This is a genomic window from Serratia marcescens (assembly GCF_001902635.1).
Taxonomy (GTDB): Bacteria; Pseudomonadota; Gammaproteobacteria; order Enterobacterales; family Enterobacteriaceae; genus Serratia; species Serratia marcescens_F.
Genome location: NZ_MJAO01000004.1, coordinates 200826 through 222943 on the forward strand (window position 1 = coordinate 200826; position 22118 = coordinate 222943).

Below are 22118 nucleotides of genomic sequence, written 5' to 3' on the forward strand. Positions count from 1 at the left end.
GAGCGGTGGATAACGGTTTGGACAATGCCGACCTCAGGTTGGCGCAGCGGTTGGCGGATTTGCGTCAGCAGCGGGCGTGGTCGCTGGAGGAGCTGGCGCAGCGCACCGGCCTTAGCCGGGCGACGCTCTCGCGGGTGGAGCGCGCCGAAACCAGCCCGACGGCGTCGCTGCTGAACCGGCTGTGCGCCGCCTACGGGTTGACCATGTCGCGCCTGCTGAGCGAAATCGAAGACGAACCGCCGGAGCTGTTGCGGCCGCCGCAGCAGCCGGTGTGGGTCGATCGCGCCAGCGGTTTTCACCGTCGCTCCGTTTCTCCCCCCGCCGCGCTGTATAAGGCCGAATTTATCGAAGCCCGGCTCGATGCCGGTGCGCAGATTGATTACGACCTGCCGTCGATTCCGGCGCTGGAGCATCACCTCTGGCTGCTGTCCGGGCAGCTGGAACTGACGCTGGAAGGGCGCGTTTTCCGGCTATCGCCCGGCGACTGCCTGCGCTACCGCCTGTTTGGCGCTTCCCGTTTCCATGTCCCCGGCGCTGAGCCGGCCCATTACACGCTCGTTATCTGCAGGCCATAGCCATGATTGAATTGCAACAGTGGGACGCCGACGCGGCGCAAAGCGCCATGGCCGAATTGGCCGAGATGCTGCACGCCAGCGTGGCGCACGGCGCCAGCATCGGCTTTGTCATGCCCTTTACGGTGGAACAGGCGCAGGCGTTCTGGCAGGGGTTGCTGCCGGCCCTGGCGCGGGGAGAGCGTGCCATGCTGGTGGCGCTCGCGAACGGGCGGCCGGTCGGCACCGTGCAGCTGCTGTTGGCGATGCCGGACAACGGCCGCCACCGGGCGGAAGTGGTCAAACTGATGGTACACCCGCAGGCGCGGCGGCAGGGCGTCGCGCGGCTGTTGATGCAGGAAGTGCAGGCGCTGGCGGCGCGTCATCGCCGCAGCCTGTTGGTGCTGGACACCCTGAGCGGCAGCGCGGCGCAGGGGTTGTACCGCCAATTGGGTTTCGAGGCGGCGGGCGACATCCCGCAATACGCCCGCGCCAGCGACGGCGGGGCGTTGGAAGCCACCTGCTATATGTACAAACTGCTGTGAGGCTTAGCGCCCGCTCCAGGCTTTGATCGCCTGTTGGCGCACCTGCAGCTTCTGCTGCGGCGTCAGCTTGTTGTAGTCGCGGGCCAGGCCGCTTTCCCAATCGCCGTACATCGGGTTGGGCAGCACGATGAATTCGGTGCCGAACTTGCCCTGGTTCTCGCTGACGAACGCCCGGCGCTGCGCATTGTCCTGGTGGTAAGTCGCGGCACCGAAGTCGTTCAGGTTGTCGCCCGCGTAGACCACGATGTCATAGCCGGCCCGTTTGATGGCGTCGAAGCGCGCCTGCTTATTGGCGGTGTCGGTGCTGAGCAGCACGGTTTTTTCCGACATGCCGGTGAAGCCCAGCTTCTGCATGTTGGCCACCGTGGCGGCGTATTCGCTCTGCTTGCGGTTCGAGACGTAGAACATCGTACCCTGATGGTCGTTGACGTAGCGGGCAAACGACACCGCGCCCGGCACCGCGCCGGCCTGTTCGGCCTGCGTCCATTTGGCCCAGGTGGCGCCGTTGTACGGCTGGCCCTGCTGCGCTTGCCAGCCGGAGTAGGCGCTGTTGTCCAGCAGGGTTTCATCCAGATCGACCACCACCGCCTTTTTACGGCCCGGTGCGGCCTTGGCCTGATCGAAGGCGCGCTGCGCGCTGTTGAATGCCTGATGCGCCAACGCCCGGTATTCGCCGGACTGTTGGAACCAGTTCACCGCCAGCACCGACTGATCCGCCAGCCGTTGCTGGGCCTGCGCATCGGTGTGCGGCGGCTGCGCGCAACCGGCCAACGTCAGCAGCGCGACGCCAACCGCCGCACCGAGGGTGAGTTTCCTTGCCTGTTTTCCTGCCATCGTTATCTCTCTCTTTATTGTGGGCTGTCCAGCCGCATATCCATCTCGAACTGGCGCAGAGGATCTTGCCGCCAGCCAAGATGCGTAAAGAAGGGGGCCGCCACCTCGGGCACCAAGACGTTGGCGGCCAGCGGCAAAGGGGCGAACTGTGCTTGCAGGGCGGCCAGCAAGGTGCGGGCATGCCCCTGGCCGCGGTGCTGCGGCGGTACGTAGATCAGGCGCAGCCAGCAGTGCTCTGCACCGGGCATCACCACGGCGTAGGCCTGATTTCCGAGCGTATAGGCTTGCGGTTTGCCCGGCAGCTTGAACAACGATTCGGGGGCGATCAGCCAGGGCAGGTCGGTGGCACCTTCCGCCATCAGGCGATGGCTGACGGTCAGCGGATCGACCGCCTGCGGCACCGCCGTGCCTGGCGGTATTTCCGCCGGCGCCTGATGGCCGGTCAGGGTGCGCACGATGCGCAGCCCGGCACGATGATACAGCGCCAGTGCGGCTTCGTTGCCTTCGATCACTTCCAGCGACAGCCGACGATCGCCGCGCAGGCGGGCGTCCGCCACCAACCGCTGCATCAGCGCCTTGCCCAGCCCCTGGCCGCGCATCTCCGGGCGCACGGAAAAAGCCGCGACCCGGCTGTGAAGGCCGCGGCGGGCGACCAGCGCCAGCGCTACCGGTTCATGGCGATGGGTGACGATCAGGCTGTCGTTCAGGCTGAGATCTTCGGCACCGAAGCGGGCGGCGAAGGTCGGCCCGTCGAGCACGAAGCGCACGATGTAGTTTTCAAAACAGTGGTTGAGGATGTTTGCCAGTTCGTCGCTGCTGTAGCGCAAGGCATTGTGGTAGTCGAAGCGTCCGTCGTTATACATGGCTGATTCCGCTCGGGGGGAAGCTATACATGTAGACCCGTTTGTTTTACAAGGCAAGCGGGGAAATTCGTTGGCGGGAAAATAAAATAAAAAAGCCGGACGCAGCCGCCCGGCGAAATAAAACTCTGGGTATCAAGTGACGCTAAAGTTTGCAGTGGTGGTTATTCATTCATCACATCAGAACTGGTAGGTCAGGGCGACGGCAATCACGTTGTCGTCTTTCAGACCCAGCTTGTTATTGCTGTCGAGCTGGTTGATTTTATAATCGACATAGGTCGACATGTTCTTGTTGAAATAGTAGTACGCGCCCACGTCGATATATTTCACCAGGTCGGCATCGCCGATGCCTTCAATATCTTTGCCTTTCTGCTGAACGTAGCCCAGCGATGGACGCAGACCGAAATCGAACTGATATTGCGCAACCAGTTCCAGGCCTTCCGCTTTATTGGCGAAGCCGCTGACGGAGGTGGAGCGGTTATTGATGGTGGCGGTGCCGGAAATCGGCGCGATGTTGCGGCTTTCCGAGTAGGTAGCAGCCAGGTAGACATCGTTGTTGTCGTATTTCAGACCGGCGGCCCAGATATCGGCCTTGTCGCCTTTACCGAAGGCGCCCGCTTTCTGGCTGGTGGTACGGCTGGAAGAGGCATAGGCTGCGCCCACGCTCAGGCCGTCGATAATTTCATAGCTGGAGGAAAGACCCCAACCGTCGCCGTTCGCCTTGCTGGCGGAGCGGCCGTCGTTTTCGTTCTTGCCCTGGTACTGTACGGCGAATTTCAGGCCGTCGACCAGACCGAAGAAGTTGTTATTACGGTAGGTGGCGACGCCGTTGGTGCGGCCGTTCATGAAGTTGTCGGTTTTGACGTAGGCGTCGTCACCGAATTCAGGCAGCATATCCGTCCAGGCGCCGACGTCGTAAATAATGCCGTAGTTGCGACCGTAGTCGAAAGAACCGAGATCTTTATATTTCAGACCGGCGAAGCCCAGACGCGTTTTGGTGTCTTTGGTGCCGTCTGATTCAGCATGGTTAGCGGCGATCTGATATTCCCACTGGCCGTAACCGGTCAGCATGTCATTAATCTGAGTGGCGCCTTTAAAGCCGATGCGCACGTAAGTTTTATCGCCGTCGTTGCCGGCATCATCGGAGAAATAATGCAGGGCTTTTACACGACCGTAAAAATCGAGCTTGTTGCCGTCTTTATTGTAGATTTCTGCTGCCTGTGCCGCTTGCGCAAGTAAAAGTGCCGGAATAATAACGGCCAGAAGATTACGTTTCATGAGTTTCCCTGCTTTATTCGATTGAAAGACGCTTATCATCAGTTGCATTGCTGTTTTACTGTGCCGCCTGATTGTTTGCGGCGGAGAATTTTTACCGTAGTAATGTGATCTATTTATGACAAAAAATTCATTTTCATGTCGAACGATTAAAAAAGTCGCGCAAAGGGTGAATTTTTTCTTCAGCCGGCGGCCGGCGGCTGGTCTACAGTTACCGATACCTTGTTCCGCTGCGGGAGGAATCATGCACGATACTTATACGTTGTTCGGTACGCAGGGCTGCGGCTCGACCATCGTGGCCGCCGCGTTGGCGCTGACCGCGTTTCCCTGGGGCTATGAGGAAGTGGACTACGCGCAGGACGGCCCGGAGCGCGATCGTCTGTTGGCGTTGAACCCGCTCGGCCAGGTGCCCACCTTAGTGTTGCCCAATGACGAAGTGATGACGGAGAGTGCGGCGATTATTCTGTTGCTGCACGATCGCGCACCGCATGCCGAGCTGGCACCGCCCAGCGGTTCACCGCTGTTGCCGCGTTTTCTACGCTGGCTGCTGTTCATCAACGCGGAGATTTACCCCACTTTCACCTATGCCGACCATCCGCAGCGCTGGCAGCCGCAGGCGGCGGGGGCGGAGCAGCTGAAAAACGCGGTGATGGAGTATCGCGAGCGTTTATTGCAGCAGCTGAACGCCGCCGCCGGCGCAGCGGGCCCGTGGTTTCTCGGCAAGAGCTTCAGCGCGTTGGATCTGTACGTCGCGGTGATGTGCAACTGGCGGCCGGGCCGTGCGTGGTTCCGGCAACACTGCCCGCGGTTGTACGCCATCGCTGAACGGGTGGAACAGCGGCCGGAGCTGAATGCGCTGCTGAGCGCCCATTTCGACGGCGTTGCCTCGTTGGAATCGTGAAACTTCCCCGCCGCCCGGCGGGGGACCCTCCCGTTTTTCTGAACCGAGACTGCCGAAAATCCCGATTTTCACTCGCTGCGGCGGCGGGTAGCGTAAGGCTATCCGCAACTGACAGGAGAGTGTGATGCCATCAGAATCCCAGGCCGGGCAACAGGCGTTCGGCGATATTGCCCCCAAGCTGGCGCAGCTCAGCGACCGCGTTTTGTTTGACGATGTTTGGCAGCGGCCGGAGCTCAGTCCGCGCGAACGCAGCCTGATTACCGTCGCCGCGCTGGTGGCGCTCAACCGCGTGGAACAACTGCCGTTTCACCTGCAGCTGGCGCAGCGCAATGGCGTGACGCGCCAGCAGCTGGCCGAGCTCATCACCCATCTGGCGTTCTACGCCGGCTGGCCCGCGGCGGCGTCGGCCGTGGCGCGCCTGCGCGAGCTGGAACAGGAGGCCAACCATGCCGTTTAGCCGCATCGCCCTGCATCAGGGCAAATCCGCCGCCTATCTGCAAACCTTGTCCGACAGCCTGCATCAGGCGCTGGTAGAGGCCTTTGAGGTACCGCCGACGGATAAATTTCAGGTGATCGATCAATACCGCCCCGGTGAGCTTATCTACGATCGCGACTATCTCGGCGGGCCGCGCAGCGCGGATTTCGTGTTGTTTTACATCACCGCCGGGCGGCCGCGCGACACCGACACCAAGCGGCGCTTCTACGGGCGGCTGGCGGCGCTGCTGGCGGAAAATCTGCGGCTGCGCCCCGAGGATGTGATGGTAGTGATCACCACCACCCAGTTGGACGAGTGGTCGTTCAGCGCCGGGCGCGCCTCGATGATCGATCCGCAGGCGTAACTCGGGCTGACGCCGCCGACGGTCTGTGGGACAATAGCGCCATCATTTCGTTTAGATAAGAGTTGAATGGCGCTCTCCTCCGCAGTTAAAGATCAGATTGGCCAGTGGTACAAAGCCCTGCAGCAGCAAATACCGGATTTTATTTCCCGTGCGCCCCAGCGCCAGATGATCGCCGAGGTGGCGAAGACGCTGGCCGGCGACTACTCACGCCATCTGGCGATCGAAGCGCCGACCGGCGTCGGCAAAACGCTGTCTTACCTGATCCCGGGCATCGCCGTCGGGCGGGCGGAGAGCAAACCGCTGGTGGTCAGCACCGCCAACGTGGCGTTGCAGGATCAGATCTACAGCAAGGATTTGCCGCTGCTGAAGAAGATTATCCCCGATCTGAAATTTACCGGCGCCTTTGGCCGTGGGCGCTATGTGTGCCCGCGCAACCTGGCGGCGATGAGCACCGACGTCAGCCAGCAGGGCGATCTGACGCTGTTCCTCGACGATGAGCTGGCGCCGTCCAGCGGCGAAGAGCAGGCGCTGTGCCAGAAACTGACCAAGGCGCTGGCCCGCTTCGAGTGGGACGGGCTGCGCGATCACTATCAACAGAGCATCGACGATCCGCTGTGGGCCAAGCTGAGCACCGACAAGGCCAACTGCCTGGGGCGTAACTGTCATTACATTCGCGAATGCCCGTTTTATATCGCCCGCAAAGAGATCGAGAGCGCCGACGTGGTGGTGGCCAACCACGCCCTGGTGATGGCGGCGCTGGAGACGGAGTCGGTGTTGCCGAACCCGAAAGAGCTGCTGCTGGTGCTGGACGAAGGCCACCATTTGCCGGAGGTGGCGCGCGATGCGCTGGAGATCGACGGGGAAATCACCGCGCTGTCGACCAACCTGCAGCTGGACATGATCGTGCGCCAGGTCGAGCAGTGCATGACGCAGTACCGGCCGAAGAATCCGCCGGGGCTGGCCAACAGCGAGCGGCTGAAAAACCATTGCGAGGAGCTGCGCGAGCTGGTGCAGATCTTCGAGCATCAGATCAGCGCCTACCTGCCCGGCGACAGCGTGGCGGCCGAGCACCGTTTCGAAATGGGCGAGCTGCCGGCGGAGATGGTGGAGAGCTGCGCGCGGTTGTTCAAACTGACCGATGCGCTGCGCGGGCTGGCGGAGTTCGTGCTTAACGATCTCACCGAGCAGACCGGCAAGCATGACATCATGCGCCTGCACCGCGCCATCCTGCAGATGAGCCGCACGCTGGGCTATCTGGAGGCGATGAGCAAGCTATGGCGGCTGGCGGCGCTGGACAAGTCGTCCAACGCGCCGATCTCCAAATGGGTCACGCGCGAACTGCGCGATAACGTCACCCATCTGTATCTGCACTGCGTCGGCATCCGCGTCAGCGACCAGCTGGAGAAGCTGCTGTGGCGCAAGGTGCCGCACGTGGTGGTCACCTCGGCCACGCTGCGTTCGCTGAACAGCTTCGCGCGTTTGCAGGAGATGAGCGGGCTGAGCGAGAAGGCCGGCGATCGTTTCGAAACCCTCTCTTCGCCGTTCAATCACGTCGAGCAGGGCAAGATTGTCATTCCGCAGATGCGCTACGAACCGGCGCTCGCCAACGAGGCGGAGCACCTCGAGGAGATGGCGCGCTGTTTCCGTGCCGAGCAGGCGAGCGGCAAACACAAAGGCATGCTGATCCTGTTCAGCAGCCACCGGGCGATGCAGACTTTCCTCAGCTACGTGACCGATCTGCGGCTGATGCTGCTGGTGCAGGGCGACCAGCCGCGCTACCGGCTGGTGGAAGAGCACCGCAAGCGGGTGGAGAAGGGCGTAGCCAGCGTGCTGGTGGGGCTGCAATCGTTCGCCGAAGGGCTGGATCTGAAAGGCGAGCTGCTGACCCAGGTGCATATTCACAAAATCGCGTTCCCGCCGATCGACAGCCCGGTGATCGTGACCGAAGGCGAGTGGCTGAAATCGCTGAAGCGCTATCCGTTCGAAGTGCAGAGCCTGCCGAGCGCCTCGTTCAACCTGATCCAGCAGGTCGGCCGCCTGATCCGCAGCAACCAATGCTACGGCGAGATCGTGATCTACGATCGTCGGCTGCTGACCAAAAACTACGGTTCGCGGCTGTTGGCGTCGTTGCCGGTGTTCCCGATCGAACAGCGCGCGGTGCCGGAGGCCGACAAGGCACATCTGGCGGCGCTGAAATCCGCCGCCGACGCGGCCAAAAAAGAGAAGAAGCGCGGCAACCCGTTCGCCCGCAAGCGGCGGCGTTAATCAGAGCAGCGGCGGCAGGCGGCGTTTAACCGGCGTGGTTTTCACGATCGAAGTGTTGCTCTGCGCGTGCTCGGCCAGCCGATCGAGGGTATGGTCGAGCTGTTCCATCGAGTGTGCCACCAGCCGCACGATAAAGCAGTCTTCGCCGGTCACCTTATCGCACTCGACCACTTCCGGGATTGCCTGAATCAGCTGTTCGACCTTCTTCAGCATGCCCGGCAGCGGTTTGATGCGCACCAGCGACTCAAAGGCGTAGCCCACCGCCTGCAGATTGACGTTCAGGGTATAGCCCTGGATCACGCCGCTTTCCTCCAGCCGCCGCAGCCTTTCCGAGGTGCTCGGCGACGACAGCCCCACCTGCGCGCTCAGCGTCTTCAACGACGCGCGCGCGTCCTGCGCCAAAAGAGTCAGGATCTGGCGATCGATATCATCCATAACGCCTCCGTTAGGTATTTTTTTTATTATAGCTTCGAGAAAAAGGCAGTTAAGCATATCTGCCTTTTTTATGCTATAGAAAGCCGCTTCGCGAAGCCGCAAGCTATGTCTCTGGGCAAGTTTGGAGGAACGCAGAATGCATGCAGAGATAAAACGCGGCTCGCTGGAGATGACGGCGGCGATGCTGATTTCCGGCTCTATCGGCTGGTTTGTGTTGATGTCCGGCCAGCCGGTTATCAACGTGGTGTTTTGGCGCTGCGCGGTGGGGGCGCTGGTGCTGCTGGCGGTGTGCGGCGCGCTGGGGCAGCTGCGGCGAGATGCGCTGACGCGTGCCACGCTGCTGCTCGCGATAGCCGGCGGGGTGGCGCTGGTGATCAACTGGCTGCTGCTGTTTGCCGCCTATTCTTATGCGTCTATTTCCATCGCCACGGCGGTGTACAACACCCAGCCGTTTATGCTGGTGGGGCTGGGGGCGCTGTTTCTGGGTGAACGGCTGACCGCCCGCAAGCTGCTGTGGCTGGGGCTGGCGTTCGGCGGCATGATGCTGGTGGTGCTGGCGCAGCCACGGCAGGCGGGGGAGCAGAGTCATTATTTGGCGGGCGTCGCGCTGGCGCTCGGCGCGGCGTTTTTCTACGCCCTGATGGCGCTGGCGGCCAAGCGGCTGAAAGGCACGCCGCCGCATCTGATCGCGTTGATTCAGGTGACGGTGGGGGCGGTGATGTTGTTGCCGTTGGTGGATTTCCATGTTTCGGCCAGCGCTGGGCAGTGGGGAATGCTGGCGACGCTTGGCGTGTTGCACACCGGCCTGATGTACGTGTTGATGTACGGCGCCCTACAGAAGCTGCCGACCAACCTGATCGGCTCGCTGTCGTTTATTTACCCGATCGCCGCCATGCTGGTGGATCGCCTGGCGTTTGGCCACCGTCTGTCGGCGTGGCAGCTGCTGGGCGCGGCGATCATCCTGCTGGCGGCGGCGGGCATGAACCTGCTGGGCGAACGGCGAGCGCAACTGTTGCCGGCCTCGGACGGCCGACGCGCCGGCTGAGCCTCAGGCCGGCTGCTTCAACCGGCGCCATAAGGTGGTGCGGCTGATCCCGAGCAACCGGGCGGCGGCGGCATGGTCGCCTCCAGATTGCGCCAGGGCCTCATGTGCGGAAAGGGGCGGGGCTGGCGTTTCGGGCGGCGGTGCGGCGGCCAGCTCCGGCAACAGCCACCGCAGCGTCTCGCCGGTTGGCGCGGCGCCGGTGCTCAGCATCAGCGCCACCCGTTCCATCATGTTGCGCAGCTCGCGCAGGTTGCCGGGCCAGGCGTAATGACTCAGCGCGGCGTAACAGCCGGCTACGGCGATACGCAGCGGCTCCGTCAGCGGCACGCCGAGCGCCGCCAGCGACTGCTTCAGAAAGTGTTCCGCCAGCATCGCGATATCGTCGCCACGCGCGCGCAGCGGCGGCAGCTGCAGCCGCAGGGCGCTCAGGCGGTAGAACAGATCGGCGCGAAAGCCGCCCTGTTGAATCGCCTGCTCCAGCCGGTTGTGGGTGGCGCTGATGACACGAAAGTCGACCGGCACCGGTTGCTGCCCGCCGACCCGGGTGACGGTTTTTTCTTCCAGCGCGCGCAGCAGTCGGGTTTGCAGATGCAGCGGCATTTCGCCGATCTCATCGAGAAACAGAGTGCCGCCGTTGGCGGCTTCCAGCAGCCCGCGCCGGCCGCCGCGCCGCGAGCCGGTAAAGGCGCCTTCCTCATAGCCGAACAGTTCCGCCTCCAGCAGCGATTCGGCGATGGCGCCGCAGTTGATGGCGACGAACGGCGGCGCGGCGCCCCTGGACGGTGCGCCGCGTCGGGCAAAGAATTCCCGGTGGATCGCCTGCGCCGCCAGCTCCTTGCCGGTGCCGGTTTCCCCTTCTATCAACACCGCCGCCGGCGAACGGGCGTACAGCATGATGGTGCGCCGCGTCTGCTCCATCTGCGGGGAGTCGCCCTGCAAATCACCGAGCCCGTAGCGCGGCTGCAGGGTGTTGCGCGCAGCGTAATCGCCGCTGCGTTTGCCGCCGCCCAGCATCAGGCGCGTCACGTCCAGCGCATCGCTGAAGGCGGCGCGCAGGGTGGCGGCGGAGTAGAGAAAAATGGCGGTGAGCCCGGCCTCTTCTGCCAGGTCGCTGATCAGGCCCGCGCCGACCACGGCCTGAATGCCGGCGGCTTTCAGCTCGGCGATCTGGCCGCGCGCATCCTCTTCGGTGACGTAGCTGCGTTGCTCCAGCGGCAGATCGAAGGTTTGCTGGAACTCCATCAGTGCGGGCAGGGGCATTTTATAGGTGATGACGCCGATCCGATCGGCAGTTTTGCGCGCCTTGCTCAGCGCCTGCAACAGATCGAAGCCGCCGGGTTTGACCAAAATGACCGGCACCGACAGGCGGCTTTTCAGGTAGGCGCCGTTGGAGCCGGCGGCGATGATGGCGTCGCAGGGCTCGGTAGCCAGGCGAGCGCGGATGTGTTGCACCGCCTCCTCGAAGCCGAGGCGGATCGGGGTGATGGTCGCCAGGTGATCGAATTCCAGGCTGATGTCCCGGAACAGATCGAACAGGCGGGTGATGGAGACCGTCCAGATCACCGGTTTGTCAGGCGTGCGGGGCGGCGTGATGTGATCGCTCATGGTCGGTTACCGAATGGAAGAGGCTGCATGATACCCGTCATACTTGAAGCTGCCTCTTTGTTGGCTGCGCTTGTGCGCCCCAGTCACATAGTTGCCTATGTTCCTGGGGACTTAGGCTTGCCGCCTTGATGCAACTTCAATTAGTTAGGGTATAGGTGTAGCCCGGTTTCAGTCGTGTTTCAAATATGCGGCGTGAAACGGCGGTTGAAACGTTAACTGAAACGTTTCTTGTCCCTTTGCCTGGCCAATGGCGCTGAGCATTTTGTAACTCACTTATTTTTATCGCTTTTAATTTTTTCCCTCACCAAAGTACAACCTGGCCCGCCCTTTGCTCTCTTTGTTTCATCTAGTTAATCGGAGAGAACGTCATGACGCTGCGCTCACCCGGGCTCGCCTTTCGTCAGGCCCTGAATAAAGAAAAACCGCTGCAAATAGCCGGCGCGATCAACGCCAACCATGCGCTGCTGGCCCAGCGGGCCGGATTCCAGGCCATCTACCTTTCCGGCGGCGGCGTGGCGGCCGGTTCGTTGGGGTTGCCGGACCTGGGCATTTCGACGCTGGACGATGTGTTGACCGATATTCGCCGCATCACCGACGTCTGCCCGCTGCCGCTGCTGGTGGATGTCGACAGCGGTTTCGGCGCGTCGGCGTTCAACGTCGCCCGCACGGTGCGATCGGTGAGCAAGGCCGGGGCGGCGGCACTGCATATTGAAGATCAGGTCGGCGCCAAGCGCTGCGGCCATCGGCCCAATAAGGCCATCGTCTCCACCGAAGAGATGGTGGATCGCATCAAGGCGGCGGTGGATGCGCGCAGCGATCCGGACTTCGTGATCATGGCGCGCACCGATGCGCTGGCGGTGGAGGGGCTGGAGGCGGCCATCGAGCGTGCTCAGGCTTACGTGGCGGCCGGGGCCGACATGCTGTTCCCGGAAGCGATTACCGAACTGGGCATGTACCGCCGCTTTGCCGAGGCGACGCAGGTGCCGATCCTGGCCAACATCACCGAGTTCGGCGCGACGCCGCTGTTCACCACCGACGAACTGCGCGGTGCCCAGGTGGATATGGCGCTGTATCCGCTGTCGGCCTTCCGGGCGATGAACCGCGCGGCGGAGCGGGTGTATCGCGCCCTGCGCGAGGAGGGCACGCAGAAAAGCGTCATCGACACCATGCAAACCCGCAACGAGCTGTACGAAAGCATCAACTACTATTTGTTCGAAGAGAAACTCGACGCTTTGTTCGCCCGCCAGCGCGACGAATAAGCGCCATTCACGCAGAAGCCAAACGAGGACAGTATGAGCCAAGCGATCCCTCCGCAAAGCCCGACTGGCGATAAGCCGAAAAAATCCGTGGCGTTATCCGGCGTGCCCGCCGGGAATACTGCGCTGTGCTCCGTAGGGCGCAGCGGCAACGATCTGCACTACCGCGGTTACGACATTCTCGATCTCGCGCGCCACTGCGAGTTTGAAGAGGTTGCCCACCTGCTGATCCACGGCAAGTTGCCCAACCGCGACGAGCTGCTGGCCTATAAACACCGTCTCAAAGCGCTGCGCGGCCTGCCCGCCAGCGTGCGCACGGTGCTGGAGGCGTTGCCGGCGGCGTCTCACCCGATGGACGTTATGCGCACCGGCGTTTCGGCCCTTGGCTGCACCCTGCCGGAAAAAGAGCAGCACGGCGCGGCCGGCGCGCGCGACATCGCCGACCGGCTGCTGGCGTCGTTGGGATCGATGCTGTTGTATTGGTATCACTACAGCCATAACGGCGAGCGTATTCAGCCGGAGACCGACGACGACTCCATCGGCGGCCACTTCCTGCACCTGCTGCACGGTGAAGCGCCTTCCGCCAGCTGGGAACAGGCGATGCATGCGTCGCTGATCCTGTACGCCGAGCATGAGTTTAACGCTTCGACCTTCGCCGGCCGGGTGATCGCCGGTACCGGATCCGACATCTATTCGGCGATTGTCGGCGCGATCGGTGCGCTGCGCGGGCCGAAGCACGGCGGCGCCAACGAGGTGTCGCTGGAGATCCAGCAGCGCTATGAAACGCCGGATGAAGCGGAGGCCGATATCCGCCGCCGTATCGACAACAAAGAGGTGGTGATCGGCTTCGGGCACCCGGTGTACACCGTCTCCGATCCGCGCCACCAGGTGATCAAAGAGATCGCGCAGCGCCTGTCGCAGGAAGCGGGCGCGATGAAGCTGTATGACATCGCCGATCGGCTGGAAAGCGTCATGCGCGACACCAAAAAGATGTTCCCCAACCTCGACTGGTTCTCGGCGGTGTCTTATTACCAGCTGGGGGTGCCCACCGAAATGTTCACGCCGCTGTTTGTTATGGCGCGGGTGAGCGGTTGGTCGGCGCACATCATCGAGCAACGGCAGGACAACAAAATCATTCGCCCATCCGCCAACTATACCGGGCCGGAAGCGCGGGCGTTCGTACCGCTGGATCAGCGCTGAGCGCCGATCGTTATCGTGTCGTTTTCACTATGGAGTCTTCGGGAATCATGATGCTTGAGTCTGCCAATACCCGCCGTCCGCCGTTCGATCGCGAAATGGTCGATATCGTCGATTATGTGATGAAAGAGGCCGTCGATACCCCGGCGGCGTACCGCACCGCCCATTATTGCCTGCTCGATACCCTCGGCTGCGGGCTGGAGGCGCTGAGCTATCCGGCCTGCAAGAAACTGATGGGGCCGGTGGTGCCGGGCGCCGAGGTACTGAACGGCAGCCGGGTGCCGGGCACCCGCTTCCAGTTGGATCCGGTGCAGGCGGCGTTCAATATCGGCGCCATGATCCGCTGGCTCGACTTCAACGACACCTGGCTGGCGGCGGAGTGGGGGCACCCGTCGGACAACCTGGGCGGGATCCTGGCGGTGGCCGATTGGCTATCGCGCCAGGCGGTGGCGGCGGGCAAAGCGCCGCTGACCATGCGGCAGGTGTTGATCGCCATGATCAAGGCGCATGAGATCCAGGGCTGCCTGGCGTTGGAAAACGCCTTCAACCGGGTGGGGCTGGATCATGTGCTGTTGGTGAAGGTGGCGTCCACCGCGGTGGTGGCGCAGATGCTCGGCCTGAGCCGGGCGGAGATCCTCAACGCGGTGTCGCTGGCGTGGGTGGACGGGCAGTCGCTGCGCACCTATCGCCACGCGCCGAACGCCGGCACCCGCAAATCCTGGGCGGCGGGGGATGCGACCGCCCGCGCGGTGCGGCTGGCGTTGATGGCCGCCACCGGCGAGATGGGCTACCCCTCGGCGCTGACGGCGCCGACCTGGGGATTCTACGACGTCTCTTTCAACGGCAAACCCTTCCGCTTCCAGCGGCCGTACGGCGCGTATGTGATGGAGAACGTGCTGTTTAAAATTTCGTTCCCGGCGGAGTTCCATGCCCAGACTGCGGTGGAGGCGGCCATGACGCTGCACCGCCAGATGCAGGCCGCCGGCAAAACCGCCGGCGACATCGCCAGGGTGAGCATCCGCACCCACGAGGCCTGTCTGCGCATTATCGACAAACAGGGGCCGCTGGATAACCCGGCGGATCGCGATCACTGCATTCAGTACATGGTGGCGATCCCGCTGCTGTTCGGCCGGCTGACGGCGGCGGACTACGAGGATCGGGTGGCCGAGGATCCGCGCATCGACGCGTTGCGCGGCAAGATCCACTGCCATGAAGATCCCGCCTTCACCCGCGATTATCACGATCCGGAAAAACGCTCGATCGCCAATGCGCTGACGGTGGAGTTCGCCGACGGCAGCCGCCTGGATGAGGTGGCGGTGGAGTACCCTATCGGCCATGCGCGGCGGCGCGAAGAGGGCATCCCGCTGCTGATCGAGAAGTTCAAAACCAACCTGGCGCGCCAGTTCCCGGCTCTGCAGCAGCAGCGCATTCTCGAGGTATCGCTGGACCGGCAGCGGCTGGCGCAGATGCCGGTTAACGAGTACCTCGATCTGTGGGTGATCTGATGCGAGCGGCGCTGACAAGCCACGTCGGCGTCGCTATGATGGACGTTCCATTCCCGTCCATCTTCTTATCAGGTGATTCATGATTGATGCCGCAACGCTGTTGTTGTTTTCCGGTGCCTGCGTGGCGCTGGCGCTAACCCCCGGCCCGGATATGCTGTTGATCGCTTCGCGCAGCGTCAGCCAGGGGCGGCGCGCCGGTTTTGCTTCGCTGGCGGGCATTCAGCTTGGCACGTATTGCCACGCGTTGGCGGCGGCGCTGGGGCTGTCGCAACTGTTCGTCGCGGTGCCGTTGGCTTACGACGCGGTGAGAATGCTGGGCGCCGCCTACCTGCTCTATCTGGCGTGGAAAACGCTGCGATCCGGCAGCAGTTTGCAGGCTTCCGCCGGGTTGCAGGCGGTGCCGACGGCGCGTATTTTCCGCCAGGGGCTGTTCACCAACATTCTCAACCCGAAAATGGCGCTGTTCGTGCTGGCGCTGTTCCCGCAGTTTATCGATCCGCGCGCCGGCTCGGTGGTGGTGCAGATGCTGGCGTTGGCGACGGTGCTGAATCTGGTGGGCCTGCTGATCAACGGCGGGGTGATCCTGGCGGTCAGCGGCATGAAAAGCCGCTTCGCCGGCCGCCGCTTCAGCGCCCGCTGGCCGAACTACCTGCTGAGCGGGGTGTTCGCCGGGCTGGCCTGCAAACTCATTTTCGACAGCCGCCGTTAATCCTCGCGCAGCAGCGCTTCAAACGCCGCGCTGGCCGGTTCGCCCGGCAGCGCGCTGTACATCACCAGCCGCAGGTGATTCTCTTCGTCAACGATGAAAGAGGCGTGGTCAAAGGTGACCGCGCCGATTTCCGGGATGACGAAGCTGCGTCGCCCCTGGCAACGCCCGTGAATATCATGCTGCCGCCAGAGTTGGCGGAACGGTGGCGACACCCGCTCCAGCGCCTGTACCCGTTGGCGCATCACCTCATCCTCCGGCGCGCGGGCATAGTCGCGGCGGAGCGCTATGCCCAGGCCTTTGCCGGCGCGATGCTCTGTAATCTGTTGGCGATGGGCGTTGCCCTGATCTTGTTAAACCGGATCACTCAAAATAGTCAGAAAGCGGATCTTAAGTAGGCCGCCGGCGGGTGTTTTACTGTCGTCATCATGAGAGAACGATAAGGAGCCACACTGATGTTTCAACCCGCCGCATTTCGCGAAGACGATCTGGATGCCCAACTGGCGCTGGTACGCGCCCATCCGCTGGGGCTATTGGTCAGCCACGGCGAGCAGGGATTGACGGCCGATCCGCTGCCGTTTTTGGCCGATGTCGAACAGGGGCAGATCCGGCTGCGGGCGCACCTGTCGCGCGCCAACGAGCACTGGCGGCGGCTGCAGCACGCGGCGGAATGCCTGGTGATTTTTCAGGGCGTGGAAGGCTATGTGTCGCCCGGCTGGTACCCGAGCAAGCGCCAGAGCGGCAAGGTGGTGCCGACCTGGAATTACAGCGTGGTGCAGCTGTATGGCGTGCCGACGGTGATGGACGACCCGGCCTGGCTGCGCCGCCAGCTGATCGATCTGACGGCGCAACAGGAAGGGCGCCGCCCGGCGCCCTGGCGGCTCGATGATGCGCCGGCCAATTACATCGCCGCGCAGCTTAAAGGCATCGTCGGCATCGAGATCGCCGTCACCCGGCGCGAAGGCAAATGGAAGATGAGCCAAAACCGCAGCGCCGACGATGCCGGCGGGGTGATCGCCGGGCTGCGCGATGGCGATGAAGCGCAGCGGCGGCTGGCGGCGGAGGTTGAGCGGCGGCGCGGATAGGGTATGCTAACCGAAGAGTGAGCAAGGGGAACCTTCGGATGGATTACACCAAAATTATCAAAGAAATAGGCCGCGGCAAAAACCATGCGCGCGACCTGGACCGGCAGACCGCTTTTCAGCTGTATCAGGCGATGCTGGCCGGGGATGTCCCCGAGCTGGAGCTGGGCGGCATTCTGATCGCGCTGCGCATCAAGGGAGAAGCCGAAGAGGAGATGCTGGGCTTCTACCAGGCGATGCAGCAGCAGGTCTTGCCGCTGCAGGCACCGCAGGGGCGGCCGTTGCCGGTGGTGCTGCCGAGCTACAACGGCGCGCGCAAGCAGGCCAACCTGACGCCGCTGCTGGCGCTGTTGCTGGCGAAAGTGGGCCTGCCGGTGGTGGTGCATGGCGTATTGGACGACAGCACCCGCGTGACCAGCGCCGAGATTTTCCGCGCCCTGGGGCTGCCGTGGTCGGAACAGGCCGCTCACGCCCAACAGCGTCTCGATAACGGCGAGGCGGTGTTTATGCCGGTTTCCGCGCTGTCGGCGCCACTGGCGCGGCAGCTCGGGCTGCGTTGGCGCATGGGAGTGCGCAACAGCGCCCATACGCTGGCCAAGCTGGCGACGCCGTTCGGCGAACAGGATGCGCTGCGCCTCGCCAGCGTCTCACACCCGGAGTATGTCGGCCGGGTGGCGTCGTTTTTCCGCCAGATCGGCGCCCGCGGGTTGCTGATGCACGGCACGGAAGGCGAAGCCTACGCCAACCCGCTGCGCTGCCCGCAGATTCACCATATCGTCGGCGGCGAACAGCGCGTGCTGCTGGAGCGCACCTTGCAGGATGAAACGCCGGCGTTACCGGCGGCGAAAGACGCGGAAACCACCGCGCGCTGGACTGAGCGCTGTCTGGCGGGCGAGGTGGCGATCCCGCAGGCTATCCAACGGCAGGTCGCCTGTTGTCTGGTGGCTGCCGGCGAGAGCGAAACGCTGGAGCAGGGGCTGAAACACCTGCATCAGGCCTAAGCGAGACTATACTGGGATATTTCCTCATCGGCTGAGAAGGACGGTTATGCAACAGGCTCTCGATTACTTCAATCAATTGAACCAGGATTATCTCGACGTACACCGCGCCAAAGAAGAGCTGTTCTGGCAAAACTACATGGGCACCGACGGTGAAGATGTCTCGGCGCGCTTTTCCGCTGCGGAAAGCGCCTATAAACGCTTTATCGCCGAGCCGCGCCGGCTGGCGGAGATCCGCAATCTGCTGGCCGGATTGGAAGCGCTGCCGCAGGAGGCGCAGCGGGATGCGCTGATCCACGGCCTGCAAGGTTGGCTGCGTTTCTTCGACTGCAACGCCATTGAAGATCCGCAGGCGCAGGCGCTGTTGGATCAGATCATCCATGCCGAATCCGATCTCTACTCGCGCCGCAAGGGCTACCAGGTTACGCACCTGAATGCTGAGGGCCAGCGGGTGGCGGCCTCGCTCGGCGAGCTGTTGACCAACCAGGCGACCAACCCGAATGAAGACTACCGCCGCAGCTCGCAGCAGGCGCTGCGCGATCTGGAGCAATGGCTGCTGCATAACGGCCTGCCGGAGCTGATTGGCCTGCGCAACCGCTTTGCGCGCCAGATGGGCTATCGCAACTATTTCGACTACAAGGTGAACAAGACCGAGCGCATGTCGCCGGAGCAGCTGTTCGCCATTCTGGATCGCTTCGAGCGGGAAACCCGCGAGGCTAACGCGCGCAGCCTGCAACAACTGGCGGCCGAGAAGGGCAGCCAGGCGCTGGAGCCGTGGAACGTGCGCTTTGCCAGCGCCGGCGACGTCACCCGCCAACTGGATCCTTACTTCCCGTTTTCGCGTTCGCTGGAACGTTGGGTCGACAGCTTCAAACGCCTGCACATCGGTTTTGGCGGCGCGGAGATGAATCTCGATCTGCTGGTGCGTAGCGGCAAGTATGAGAACGGCTTTATGCACGGCCCGGTGCCGCCGTTTGTACGCCAGGGGGAATGGGTGCCGGCGCGCATCAACTTCACCAGCCTGGCGCAGCCGGGGCAGGTGGGCAGCGGCGCTTATGGGCTCAATACCCTGTTCCATGAGGGCGGCCATGCGGCGCATTTCGCCAACATTCGCCAGAATGCGCCGTGCTTCTCGCAGGAGTTCCCGCCGACTTCGATGGCCTATGCCGAAACCCAGTCGATGTTCTGTGACAGCCTGCTGGACGACGCCGACTGGCTGAAACGCTATGCGAAAAACGCCGCCGGCGAAGCGGTGCCCGATGCGCTGATCGAAGCCGGCATCGCGGCGCGCCAGCCGATGCGTGCGTTCAATGAACGCCATATCCTGCTGGTGCCGTATTTCGAGTGGGCGCTGTATCAGTGGGATGACGCGCAGCGCACGCCGGAAGCCATCACCGCGCTGGCGCGCGAGGTCGAACAGAAAATCCTCGGCATCAGCGGCAGCCCGCGCCCGACGCTGGCGATCCCGCATCTGCTGTCGCTGGAGTCCGCCTGTTCCTATCAGGGCTATCTGCTGGCGATGATGGCGGTGGAGCAAACCCGCCAGTTCTTCCTGCAGCGTGACGGTTACCTGACGGACAACCCGGCTATCGGCCCGGATCTGGCGCGGCACTATTGGCTGCCGGGCAACAGCGTCAGCCATGACGACACGCTGCGCAGCCTGACCGGCGAAGGGTTCAACCCGGACTATCTGGCGCAGGCCTGTAATCAGACGGTGGCGCAGGCGTGGCACGAGGCGCAGCAGACGATGGCCGCCGCCGCTACGCGCCCGCAGCCGCCGGCGGATTTCAGTCTGGAGGCGCATATCCGGGTGGTGGACGGTGACACGGTATTGGCGGACAACGCCGATGGCGACGAACGCATGTGCCGCGACTTCGCCGCCGCGATAGACGCGCGTTTGGTTTAAGGCGCATAAAAAAGCCCGCCGGGATGACCCGGCGGGCTTTTTGACGTCTGGGGCAGCGATTATTTGTAGATAACCGCGGTCGCGTGCATCAGGTTGTTGCCGCTGGTGGAGGTGATGGTGAAAGCCTTGGCGCCTGCCGCATCGGCTTTGGCGGCCAGCTGAGATTTCAGGCTGCTCAGGTCGGTCGCGCCGCTGGCGACGATCACGCCGGCTTTTTCGAACTGGGCGGCATCCTGCGCGCTGACGTGTTCAGCGGCGAAAGTAGTGAAAGAAACGGTGGCCAGGGCGATAGCGGCAGCAAAAGTTTTGATGGTTTTCATGTTCGTTATTCCTGTCAAAGCGGATTAGGGATAAAGGGTTTTCCTTTCGATGGGAAGATTATTGCGCAGTGACAGGCGTGATGAAATCGGAGAGTGTTGACGGTTTTATTCAGATTTTTTGATCATATTTCCCCATTCACATCCTGCATGAACGGGGGAAACCATCAGCGCGTCGGGCGCGCCAGATCGAAACGGTGCTGGTCGGAAATGCCGTAGTAGGCGGTCGGGCCGCCGGCGCGCAGGATAGGTTCGGCAGCGGCGGTCTGGTAGACGCCGTGTTCGTCCAGCAGCGCCGGATCGAGGTGCACCGCCACCACTTCGCCCAATACCAGCCAGGTTTCCACCGATTCCCCGGCGGCGGTTTGCAGCTGAATGCACTGGGTCAGCCGGCATTCGAAGTTCACCGGGCTTTCCGCCACGCGCTCGGCTTTGACCCGGCGCCCCGGCAGCGGGGTGACGCCGGCGAAGGCGAATTCGTCCTCACCGCGCGGCAGGTTGATGGAACTGTTGTTCATCGCTTCCGCCAGCGGGCGCGTCGCCAGGTTCCAGACGAACTCGCCGGTTTCCACGATATTCGCCACGCTGTCTTTCCAGCCGGTGCTGGCGAACCCGATGATCGGCGGGCGGTAGTTGAAGCAGTTGAAAAAGCTGTAGGGTGCCAGATTGCGCGAGCCGGCGGCGCTGCGGGAAGAGATCCAGCCGATGGGGCGCGGGCCGACGATGGCGTTCAGCGGATCGTGCGGCAGGCCGTGGCCGGCAGCGGGTTCATAATAGTAGCGAGATTCACGGCTCATGGGGGCCCCTGTGGCGATCGATGAAGCTTTCATTGTGCCGGGTTTCCCGCCGCTGCGCCATTCCGGGCGGGATGTGTTATCTTACGCGCCGGAAATACCTTCAAGAGAGCCCGTCACGGTGGAAAAAAAGAAAACCTTCCCGCAGCAGAAAAGCGGCCTGCATCCGCGCAACCGTCATCGTTCGCGCTACGACTTCCCGGCGCTGATCGCCAGCTGCCCGGCGCTGGCGCCGTTCGTGAAACCGAATGCCTGGGGCGATGTCTCGGTGGACTTCGCCGATCCGGCGGCGGTGAAAATGCTCAACCGTGCGCTGCTGCAACACTTTTACGGCATCGAACACTGGGATATTCCGGCTGACTACCTGTGCCCGCCGATCCCCGGCCGCGCCGACTATCTGCACCACCTGGCGGATCTGCTGGCGACCAGCAACGGCGGCGAGATCCCGCGCGGCAAGGGCGTGGCGATCCTCGACGTCGGCGTCGGCGCCAACTGCATTTATCCGATCGTCGGCCTGCGCGAATACGGTTGGCGTTTCACCGGCTCCGAAATCGATCCGGTATCGCTCAACGCTGCCAAAATGATCGTCGAAATGAACCCGACGCTGCGCAACAGCGTGCGTTTGCGTCTGCAAAAGCAACCGGCGTCTATCTTTACCGGCATCATCGGCGCGGCCGAGAAGTTCGACGCTACCCTGTGCAACCCGCCGTTCCATGCCTCCGAACAGGAAGCGCGCGCCAGCACCCGCCGCAAGCTGCATAAGTTGGGCAAAGGGGAGGTGGCCGACAAGCCGGTGCAAAACTTCGGCGGCAAGAACAACGAACTGTGGTGCGAAGGCGGCGAGGAGGCCTTCGTGCGCAAGATGGTGGAAGAAAGCGTCGGCAAGGCGACCCACTGCCTGTGGTTCACTTCGCTGATTTCAAAAAACACCACGCTGCCGGCCATCTATCATGCGTTGAAAGTGGCGGGCGCGGCCGAGGTGCGCACCATCGAGATGGCGCAGGGGCAGAAGATCAGCCGCTTCGTCGCCTGGACTTTCCATGACGCAGAACAACAGGCCGCTTGGGCGGCTGAGCGCTGGCGTTAATCCTTCCGGCGCCGGTTATCTCACCGGCGCCGACAAAAATCCGCATTTTACCTTTCAATTTTCATCACTTACGTTATTCTCAATACGGTTTTAATAATAAAAATCTTAGGCTGTA

23 protein-coding genes are annotated in these 22118 nt (G+C 62.9%); 15 read left to right on the forward strand and 8 right to left on the reverse strand.

All coding sequences use genetic code 11. The features are described 5' to 3' along the window. Positions 1 to 5: 5 nt before the first annotated feature. Both BHU62_RS05510 and BHU62_RS05515 read left to right on the forward strand, forming a co-directional pair. Positions 6 to 575, forward strand: coding sequence for a helix-turn-helix domain-containing protein (locus BHU62_RS05510; protein WP_073529580.1), 570 nt, complete (start codon positions 6 to 8; stop codon positions 573 to 575). Between the two features lie 2 nt (positions 576 to 577). Continuing rightward, positions 578 to 1096 carry a GNAT family N-acetyltransferase gene (locus BHU62_RS05515; RefSeq protein WP_073529581.1) on the forward strand — a complete coding sequence of 173 codons (519 nt, stop codon included), beginning with the start codon at positions 578 to 580 and terminating at the stop codon, positions 1094 to 1096. Positions 1097 to 1099: 3 nt separating this feature from the next. Here the strand turns inward: BHU62_RS05515 and BHU62_RS05520 are convergent, their stop codons facing one another. The 3 genes from BHU62_RS05520 to ompC all read right to left on the reverse strand — a co-directional run bounded on the left by BHU62_RS05520 (position 1100) and on the right by ompC (position 4068). Beyond that, positions 1100 to 1930, reverse strand: coding sequence for a 5'-nucleotidase, lipoprotein e(P4) family (locus tag BHU62_RS05520; protein WP_073529582.1), 831 nt, complete (start codon positions 1928 to 1930; stop codon positions 1100 to 1102). Positions 1931 to 1944: 14 nt separating this feature from the next. Then, positions 1945 to 2793, reverse strand: a complete 849-nt coding sequence (locus BHU62_RS05525) for a GNAT family N-acetyltransferase (RefSeq protein WP_073529583.1) — start codon at positions 2791 to 2793, stop codon at positions 1945 to 1947. 177 nt (positions 2794 to 2970) lie between these two features. Continuing rightward, positions 2971 to 4068 (reverse strand): porin OmpC, encoded by a 1098-nt coding sequence (ompC, locus tag BHU62_RS05530; RefSeq protein ID WP_073529584.1) that lies wholly within the window; start codon positions 4066 to 4068, stop codon positions 2971 to 2973. A gap of 241 nt (positions 4069 to 4309) precedes the next feature. Between ompC and BHU62_RS05535 the strand changes: the two genes are divergently transcribed. The 4 genes from BHU62_RS05535 to dinG all read left to right on the forward strand — a co-directional run bounded on the left by BHU62_RS05535 (position 4310) and on the right by dinG (position 8070). Then, positions 4310 to 4966 (forward strand): glutathione S-transferase family protein, encoded by a 657-nt coding sequence (locus BHU62_RS05535; RefSeq protein WP_073529585.1) that lies wholly within the window; start codon positions 4310 to 4312, stop codon positions 4964 to 4966. Between the two features lie 124 nt (positions 4967 to 5090). After that, entirely contained in the window at positions 5091 to 5423 is a 333-nt protein-coding gene (locus BHU62_RS05540) for a carboxymuconolactone decarboxylase family protein (RefSeq protein WP_073529586.1), read from the forward strand. After that, positions 5413 to 5805 (forward strand): tautomerase family protein, encoded by a 393-nt coding sequence (locus tag BHU62_RS05545; RefSeq protein ID WP_073529587.1) that lies wholly within the window; start codon positions 5413 to 5415, stop codon positions 5803 to 5805. The genes BHU62_RS05540 and BHU62_RS05545 overlap by 11 nt, the downstream gene beginning before the upstream one ends. A 66-nt stretch (positions 5806 to 5871) precedes the next feature. Then, on the forward strand, positions 5872 to 8070 hold the full coding sequence (gene dinG, locus BHU62_RS05550) for an ATP-dependent DNA helicase DinG (RefSeq protein ID WP_073529588.1): 2199 nt from the start codon (positions 5872 to 5874) through the stop codon (positions 8068 to 8070). On the opposite strand, the gene BHU62_RS05555 is transcribed toward dinG, so the two are convergent. After that, complete coding sequence (locus tag BHU62_RS05555; protein ID WP_038880548.1) at positions 8071 to 8505, reverse strand: Lrp/AsnC family transcriptional regulator; 435 nt, start codon at positions 8503 to 8505, stop codon at positions 8071 to 8073. 136 nt (positions 8506 to 8641) lie between these two features. Here BHU62_RS05555 and BHU62_RS05560 point away from each other — a divergent pair, with 136 nt between their 5' ends. Continuing rightward, the gene (locus BHU62_RS05560) at positions 8642 to 9550 is read left to right on the forward strand and encodes a DMT family transporter (RefSeq protein WP_073529589.1); all 909 of its coding nucleotides are present in this window, start codon (positions 8642 to 8644) and stop codon (positions 9548 to 9550) included. Between the two features lie 3 nt (positions 9551 to 9553). Here the strand turns inward: BHU62_RS05560 and prpR are convergent, their stop codons facing one another. Beyond that, positions 9554 to 11155: a propionate catabolism operon regulatory protein PrpR gene (gene prpR, locus BHU62_RS05565; RefSeq protein ID WP_073529590.1), complete on the reverse strand. Its 1602-nt coding sequence runs from the start codon at positions 11153 to 11155 to the stop codon at positions 9554 to 9556. A 368-nt stretch (positions 11156 to 11523) separates the two neighbouring features. Between prpR and prpB the strand changes: the two genes are divergently transcribed. From prpB to BHU62_RS05585, 4 genes are all read left to right on the forward strand, one after another. After that, complete coding sequence (prpB, locus tag BHU62_RS05570; RefSeq protein WP_073529591.1) at positions 11524 to 12414, forward strand: methylisocitrate lyase; 891 nt, start codon at positions 11524 to 11526, stop codon at positions 12412 to 12414. Positions 12415 to 12447: 33 nt separating this feature from the next. Next, a complete protein-coding gene (prpC, locus tag BHU62_RS05575; RefSeq protein WP_073529592.1) occupies positions 12448 to 13611 on the forward strand; it encodes a 2-methylcitrate synthase in 1164 nt (387 codons plus the stop codon). A gap of 50 nt (positions 13612 to 13661) precedes the next feature. Further along, on the forward strand, positions 13662 to 15113 hold the full coding sequence (locus BHU62_RS05580) for a bifunctional 2-methylcitrate dehydratase/aconitate hydratase (RefSeq protein WP_073529660.1): 1452 nt from the start codon (positions 13662 to 13664) through the stop codon (positions 15111 to 15113). A 79-nt stretch (positions 15114 to 15192) separates the two neighbouring features. Further along, a complete protein-coding gene (locus BHU62_RS05585) occupies positions 15193 to 15822 on the forward strand; it encodes a LysE family translocator (RefSeq protein WP_025302070.1) in 630 nt (209 codons plus the stop codon). Here the strand turns inward: BHU62_RS05585 and BHU62_RS05590 are convergent. After that, positions 15819 to 16064, reverse strand: coding sequence for a hypothetical protein (locus BHU62_RS05590; protein WP_236720639.1), 246 nt, complete (start codon positions 16062 to 16064; stop codon positions 15819 to 15821). The two genes, BHU62_RS05585 and BHU62_RS05590, sit on opposite strands and share 4 nt — an antisense overlap. Before the next feature lie 210 nt (positions 16065 to 16274). On the opposite strand from BHU62_RS05590, the gene BHU62_RS05595 reads away from it, so the two are divergent. Genes BHU62_RS05595 through BHU62_RS05605 form a run of 3 tightly spaced genes read left to right on the forward strand, consistent with a single transcriptional unit; the run spans position 16275 to position 19805 of the window. Then, a complete protein-coding gene (locus BHU62_RS05595; RefSeq protein WP_073529593.1) occupies positions 16275 to 16904 on the forward strand; it encodes an FMN-binding negative transcriptional regulator in 630 nt (209 codons plus the stop codon). Positions 16905 to 16942: 38 nt separating this feature from the next. After that, positions 16943 to 17902: a DNA-binding protein YbiB gene (ybiB, locus tag BHU62_RS05600; RefSeq protein ID WP_073529594.1), complete on the forward strand. Its 960-nt coding sequence runs from the start codon at positions 16943 to 16945 to the stop codon at positions 17900 to 17902. A gap of 46 nt (positions 17903 to 17948) precedes the next feature. Next, positions 17949 to 19805, forward strand: a complete 1857-nt coding sequence (locus tag BHU62_RS05605) for a M3 family metallopeptidase (RefSeq protein ID WP_073529595.1) — start codon at positions 17949 to 17951, stop codon at positions 19803 to 19805. 59 nt (positions 19806 to 19864) lie between these two features. On the opposite strand, the gene bhsA is transcribed toward BHU62_RS05605, so the two are convergent. Together bhsA and BHU62_RS05615 are read right to left on the reverse strand one after the other, a co-directional pair. Beyond that, on the reverse strand, positions 19865 to 20125 hold the full coding sequence (gene bhsA / locus BHU62_RS05610) for a multiple stress resistance protein BhsA (RefSeq protein ID WP_015377148.1): 261 nt from the start codon (positions 20123 to 20125) through the stop codon (positions 19865 to 19867). A 164-nt stretch (positions 20126 to 20289) separates the two neighbouring features. Further along, positions 20290 to 20919: a flavin reductase family protein gene (locus BHU62_RS05615; protein WP_073529596.1), complete on the reverse strand. Its 630-nt coding sequence runs from the start codon at positions 20917 to 20919 to the stop codon at positions 20290 to 20292. Between the two features lie 118 nt (positions 20920 to 21037). Here BHU62_RS05615 and rlmF point away from each other — a divergent pair, with 118 nt between their 5' ends. After that, the gene (rlmF, locus tag BHU62_RS05620; RefSeq protein WP_171971295.1) at positions 21038 to 22003 is read left to right on the forward strand and encodes a 23S rRNA (adenine(1618)-N(6))-methyltransferase RlmF; all 966 of its coding nucleotides are present in this window, start codon (positions 21038 to 21040) and stop codon (positions 22001 to 22003) included. Positions 22004 to 22118 lie beyond the last annotated feature (115 nt).

Excerpts from the sequence above, each read along its gene's own strand:
- BHU62_RS05615 (WP_073529596.1), bottom strand. The coding sequence starts at position 20,919 with ATGAGCCGTGAATCTCGCTACTATTATGAACCCGCTGCCGGCCACGGC.
- ybiB (WP_073529594.1), top strand. The coding sequence starts at position 16,943 with ATGGATTACACCAAAATTATCAAAGAAATAGGCCGCGGCAAAAACCAT.
- ompC (WP_073529584.1), bottom strand. The coding sequence starts at position 4,068 with ATGAAACGTAATCTTCTGGCCGTTATTATTCCGGCACTTTTACTTGCG.
- prpC (WP_073529592.1), top strand. The coding sequence starts at position 12,448 with ATGAGCCAAGCGATCCCTCCGCAAAGCCCGACTGGCGATAAGCCGAAA.
- BHU62_RS05540 (WP_073529586.1), top strand. The coding sequence starts at position 5,091 with ATGCCATCAGAATCCCAGGCCGGGCAACAGGCGTTCGGCGATATTGCC.
- BHU62_RS05555 (WP_038880548.1), bottom strand. The coding sequence starts at position 8,505 with ATGGATGATATCGATCGCCAGATCCTGACTCTTTTGGCGCAGGACGCG.
- BHU62_RS05545 (WP_073529587.1), top strand. The coding sequence starts at position 5,413 with ATGCCGTTTAGCCGCATCGCCCTGCATCAGGGCAAATCCGCCGCCTAT.
- BHU62_RS05520 (WP_073529582.1), bottom strand. The coding sequence starts at position 1,930 with ATGGCAGGAAAACAGGCAAGGAAACTCACCCTCGGTGCGGCGGTTGGC.
- BHU62_RS05515 (WP_073529581.1), top strand. The coding sequence starts at position 578 with ATGATTGAATTGCAACAGTGGGACGCCGACGCGGCGCAAAGCGCCATG.
- BHU62_RS05580 (WP_073529660.1), top strand. The coding sequence starts at position 13,662 with ATGCTTGAGTCTGCCAATACCCGCCGTCCGCCGTTCGATCGCGAAATG.
- BHU62_RS05605 (WP_073529595.1), top strand. The coding sequence starts at position 17,949 with ATGCAACAGGCTCTCGATTACTTCAATCAATTGAACCAGGATTATCTC.
- BHU62_RS05595 (WP_073529593.1), top strand. The coding sequence starts at position 16,275 with ATGTTTCAACCCGCCGCATTTCGCGAAGACGATCTGGATGCCCAACTG.
- bhsA (WP_015377148.1), bottom strand. The coding sequence starts at position 20,125 with ATGAAAACCATCAAAACTTTTGCTGCCGCTATCGCCCTGGCCACCGTT.
- prpB (WP_073529591.1), top strand. The coding sequence starts at position 11,524 with ATGACGCTGCGCTCACCCGGGCTCGCCTTTCGTCAGGCCCTGAATAAA.
- prpR (WP_073529590.1), bottom strand. The coding sequence starts at position 11,155 with ATGAGCGATCACATCACGCCGCCCCGCACGCCTGACAAACCGGTGATC.
- BHU62_RS05560 (WP_073529589.1), top strand. The coding sequence starts at position 8,642 with ATGCATGCAGAGATAAAACGCGGCTCGCTGGAGATGACGGCGGCGATG.
- dinG (WP_073529588.1), top strand. The coding sequence starts at position 5,872 with ATGGCGCTCTCCTCCGCAGTTAAAGATCAGATTGGCCAGTGGTACAAA.
- BHU62_RS05535 (WP_073529585.1), top strand. The coding sequence starts at position 4,310 with ATGCACGATACTTATACGTTGTTCGGTACGCAGGGCTGCGGCTCGACC.
- BHU62_RS05585 (WP_025302070.1), top strand. The coding sequence starts at position 15,193 with ATGATTGATGCCGCAACGCTGTTGTTGTTTTCCGGTGCCTGCGTGGCG.
- BHU62_RS05590 (WP_236720639.1), bottom strand. The coding sequence starts at position 16,064 with ATGCGCCAACGGGTACAGGCGCTGGAGCGGGTGTCGCCACCGTTCCGC.
- BHU62_RS05525 (WP_073529583.1), bottom strand. The coding sequence starts at position 2,793 with ATGTATAACGACGGACGCTTCGACTACCACAATGCCTTGCGCTACAGC.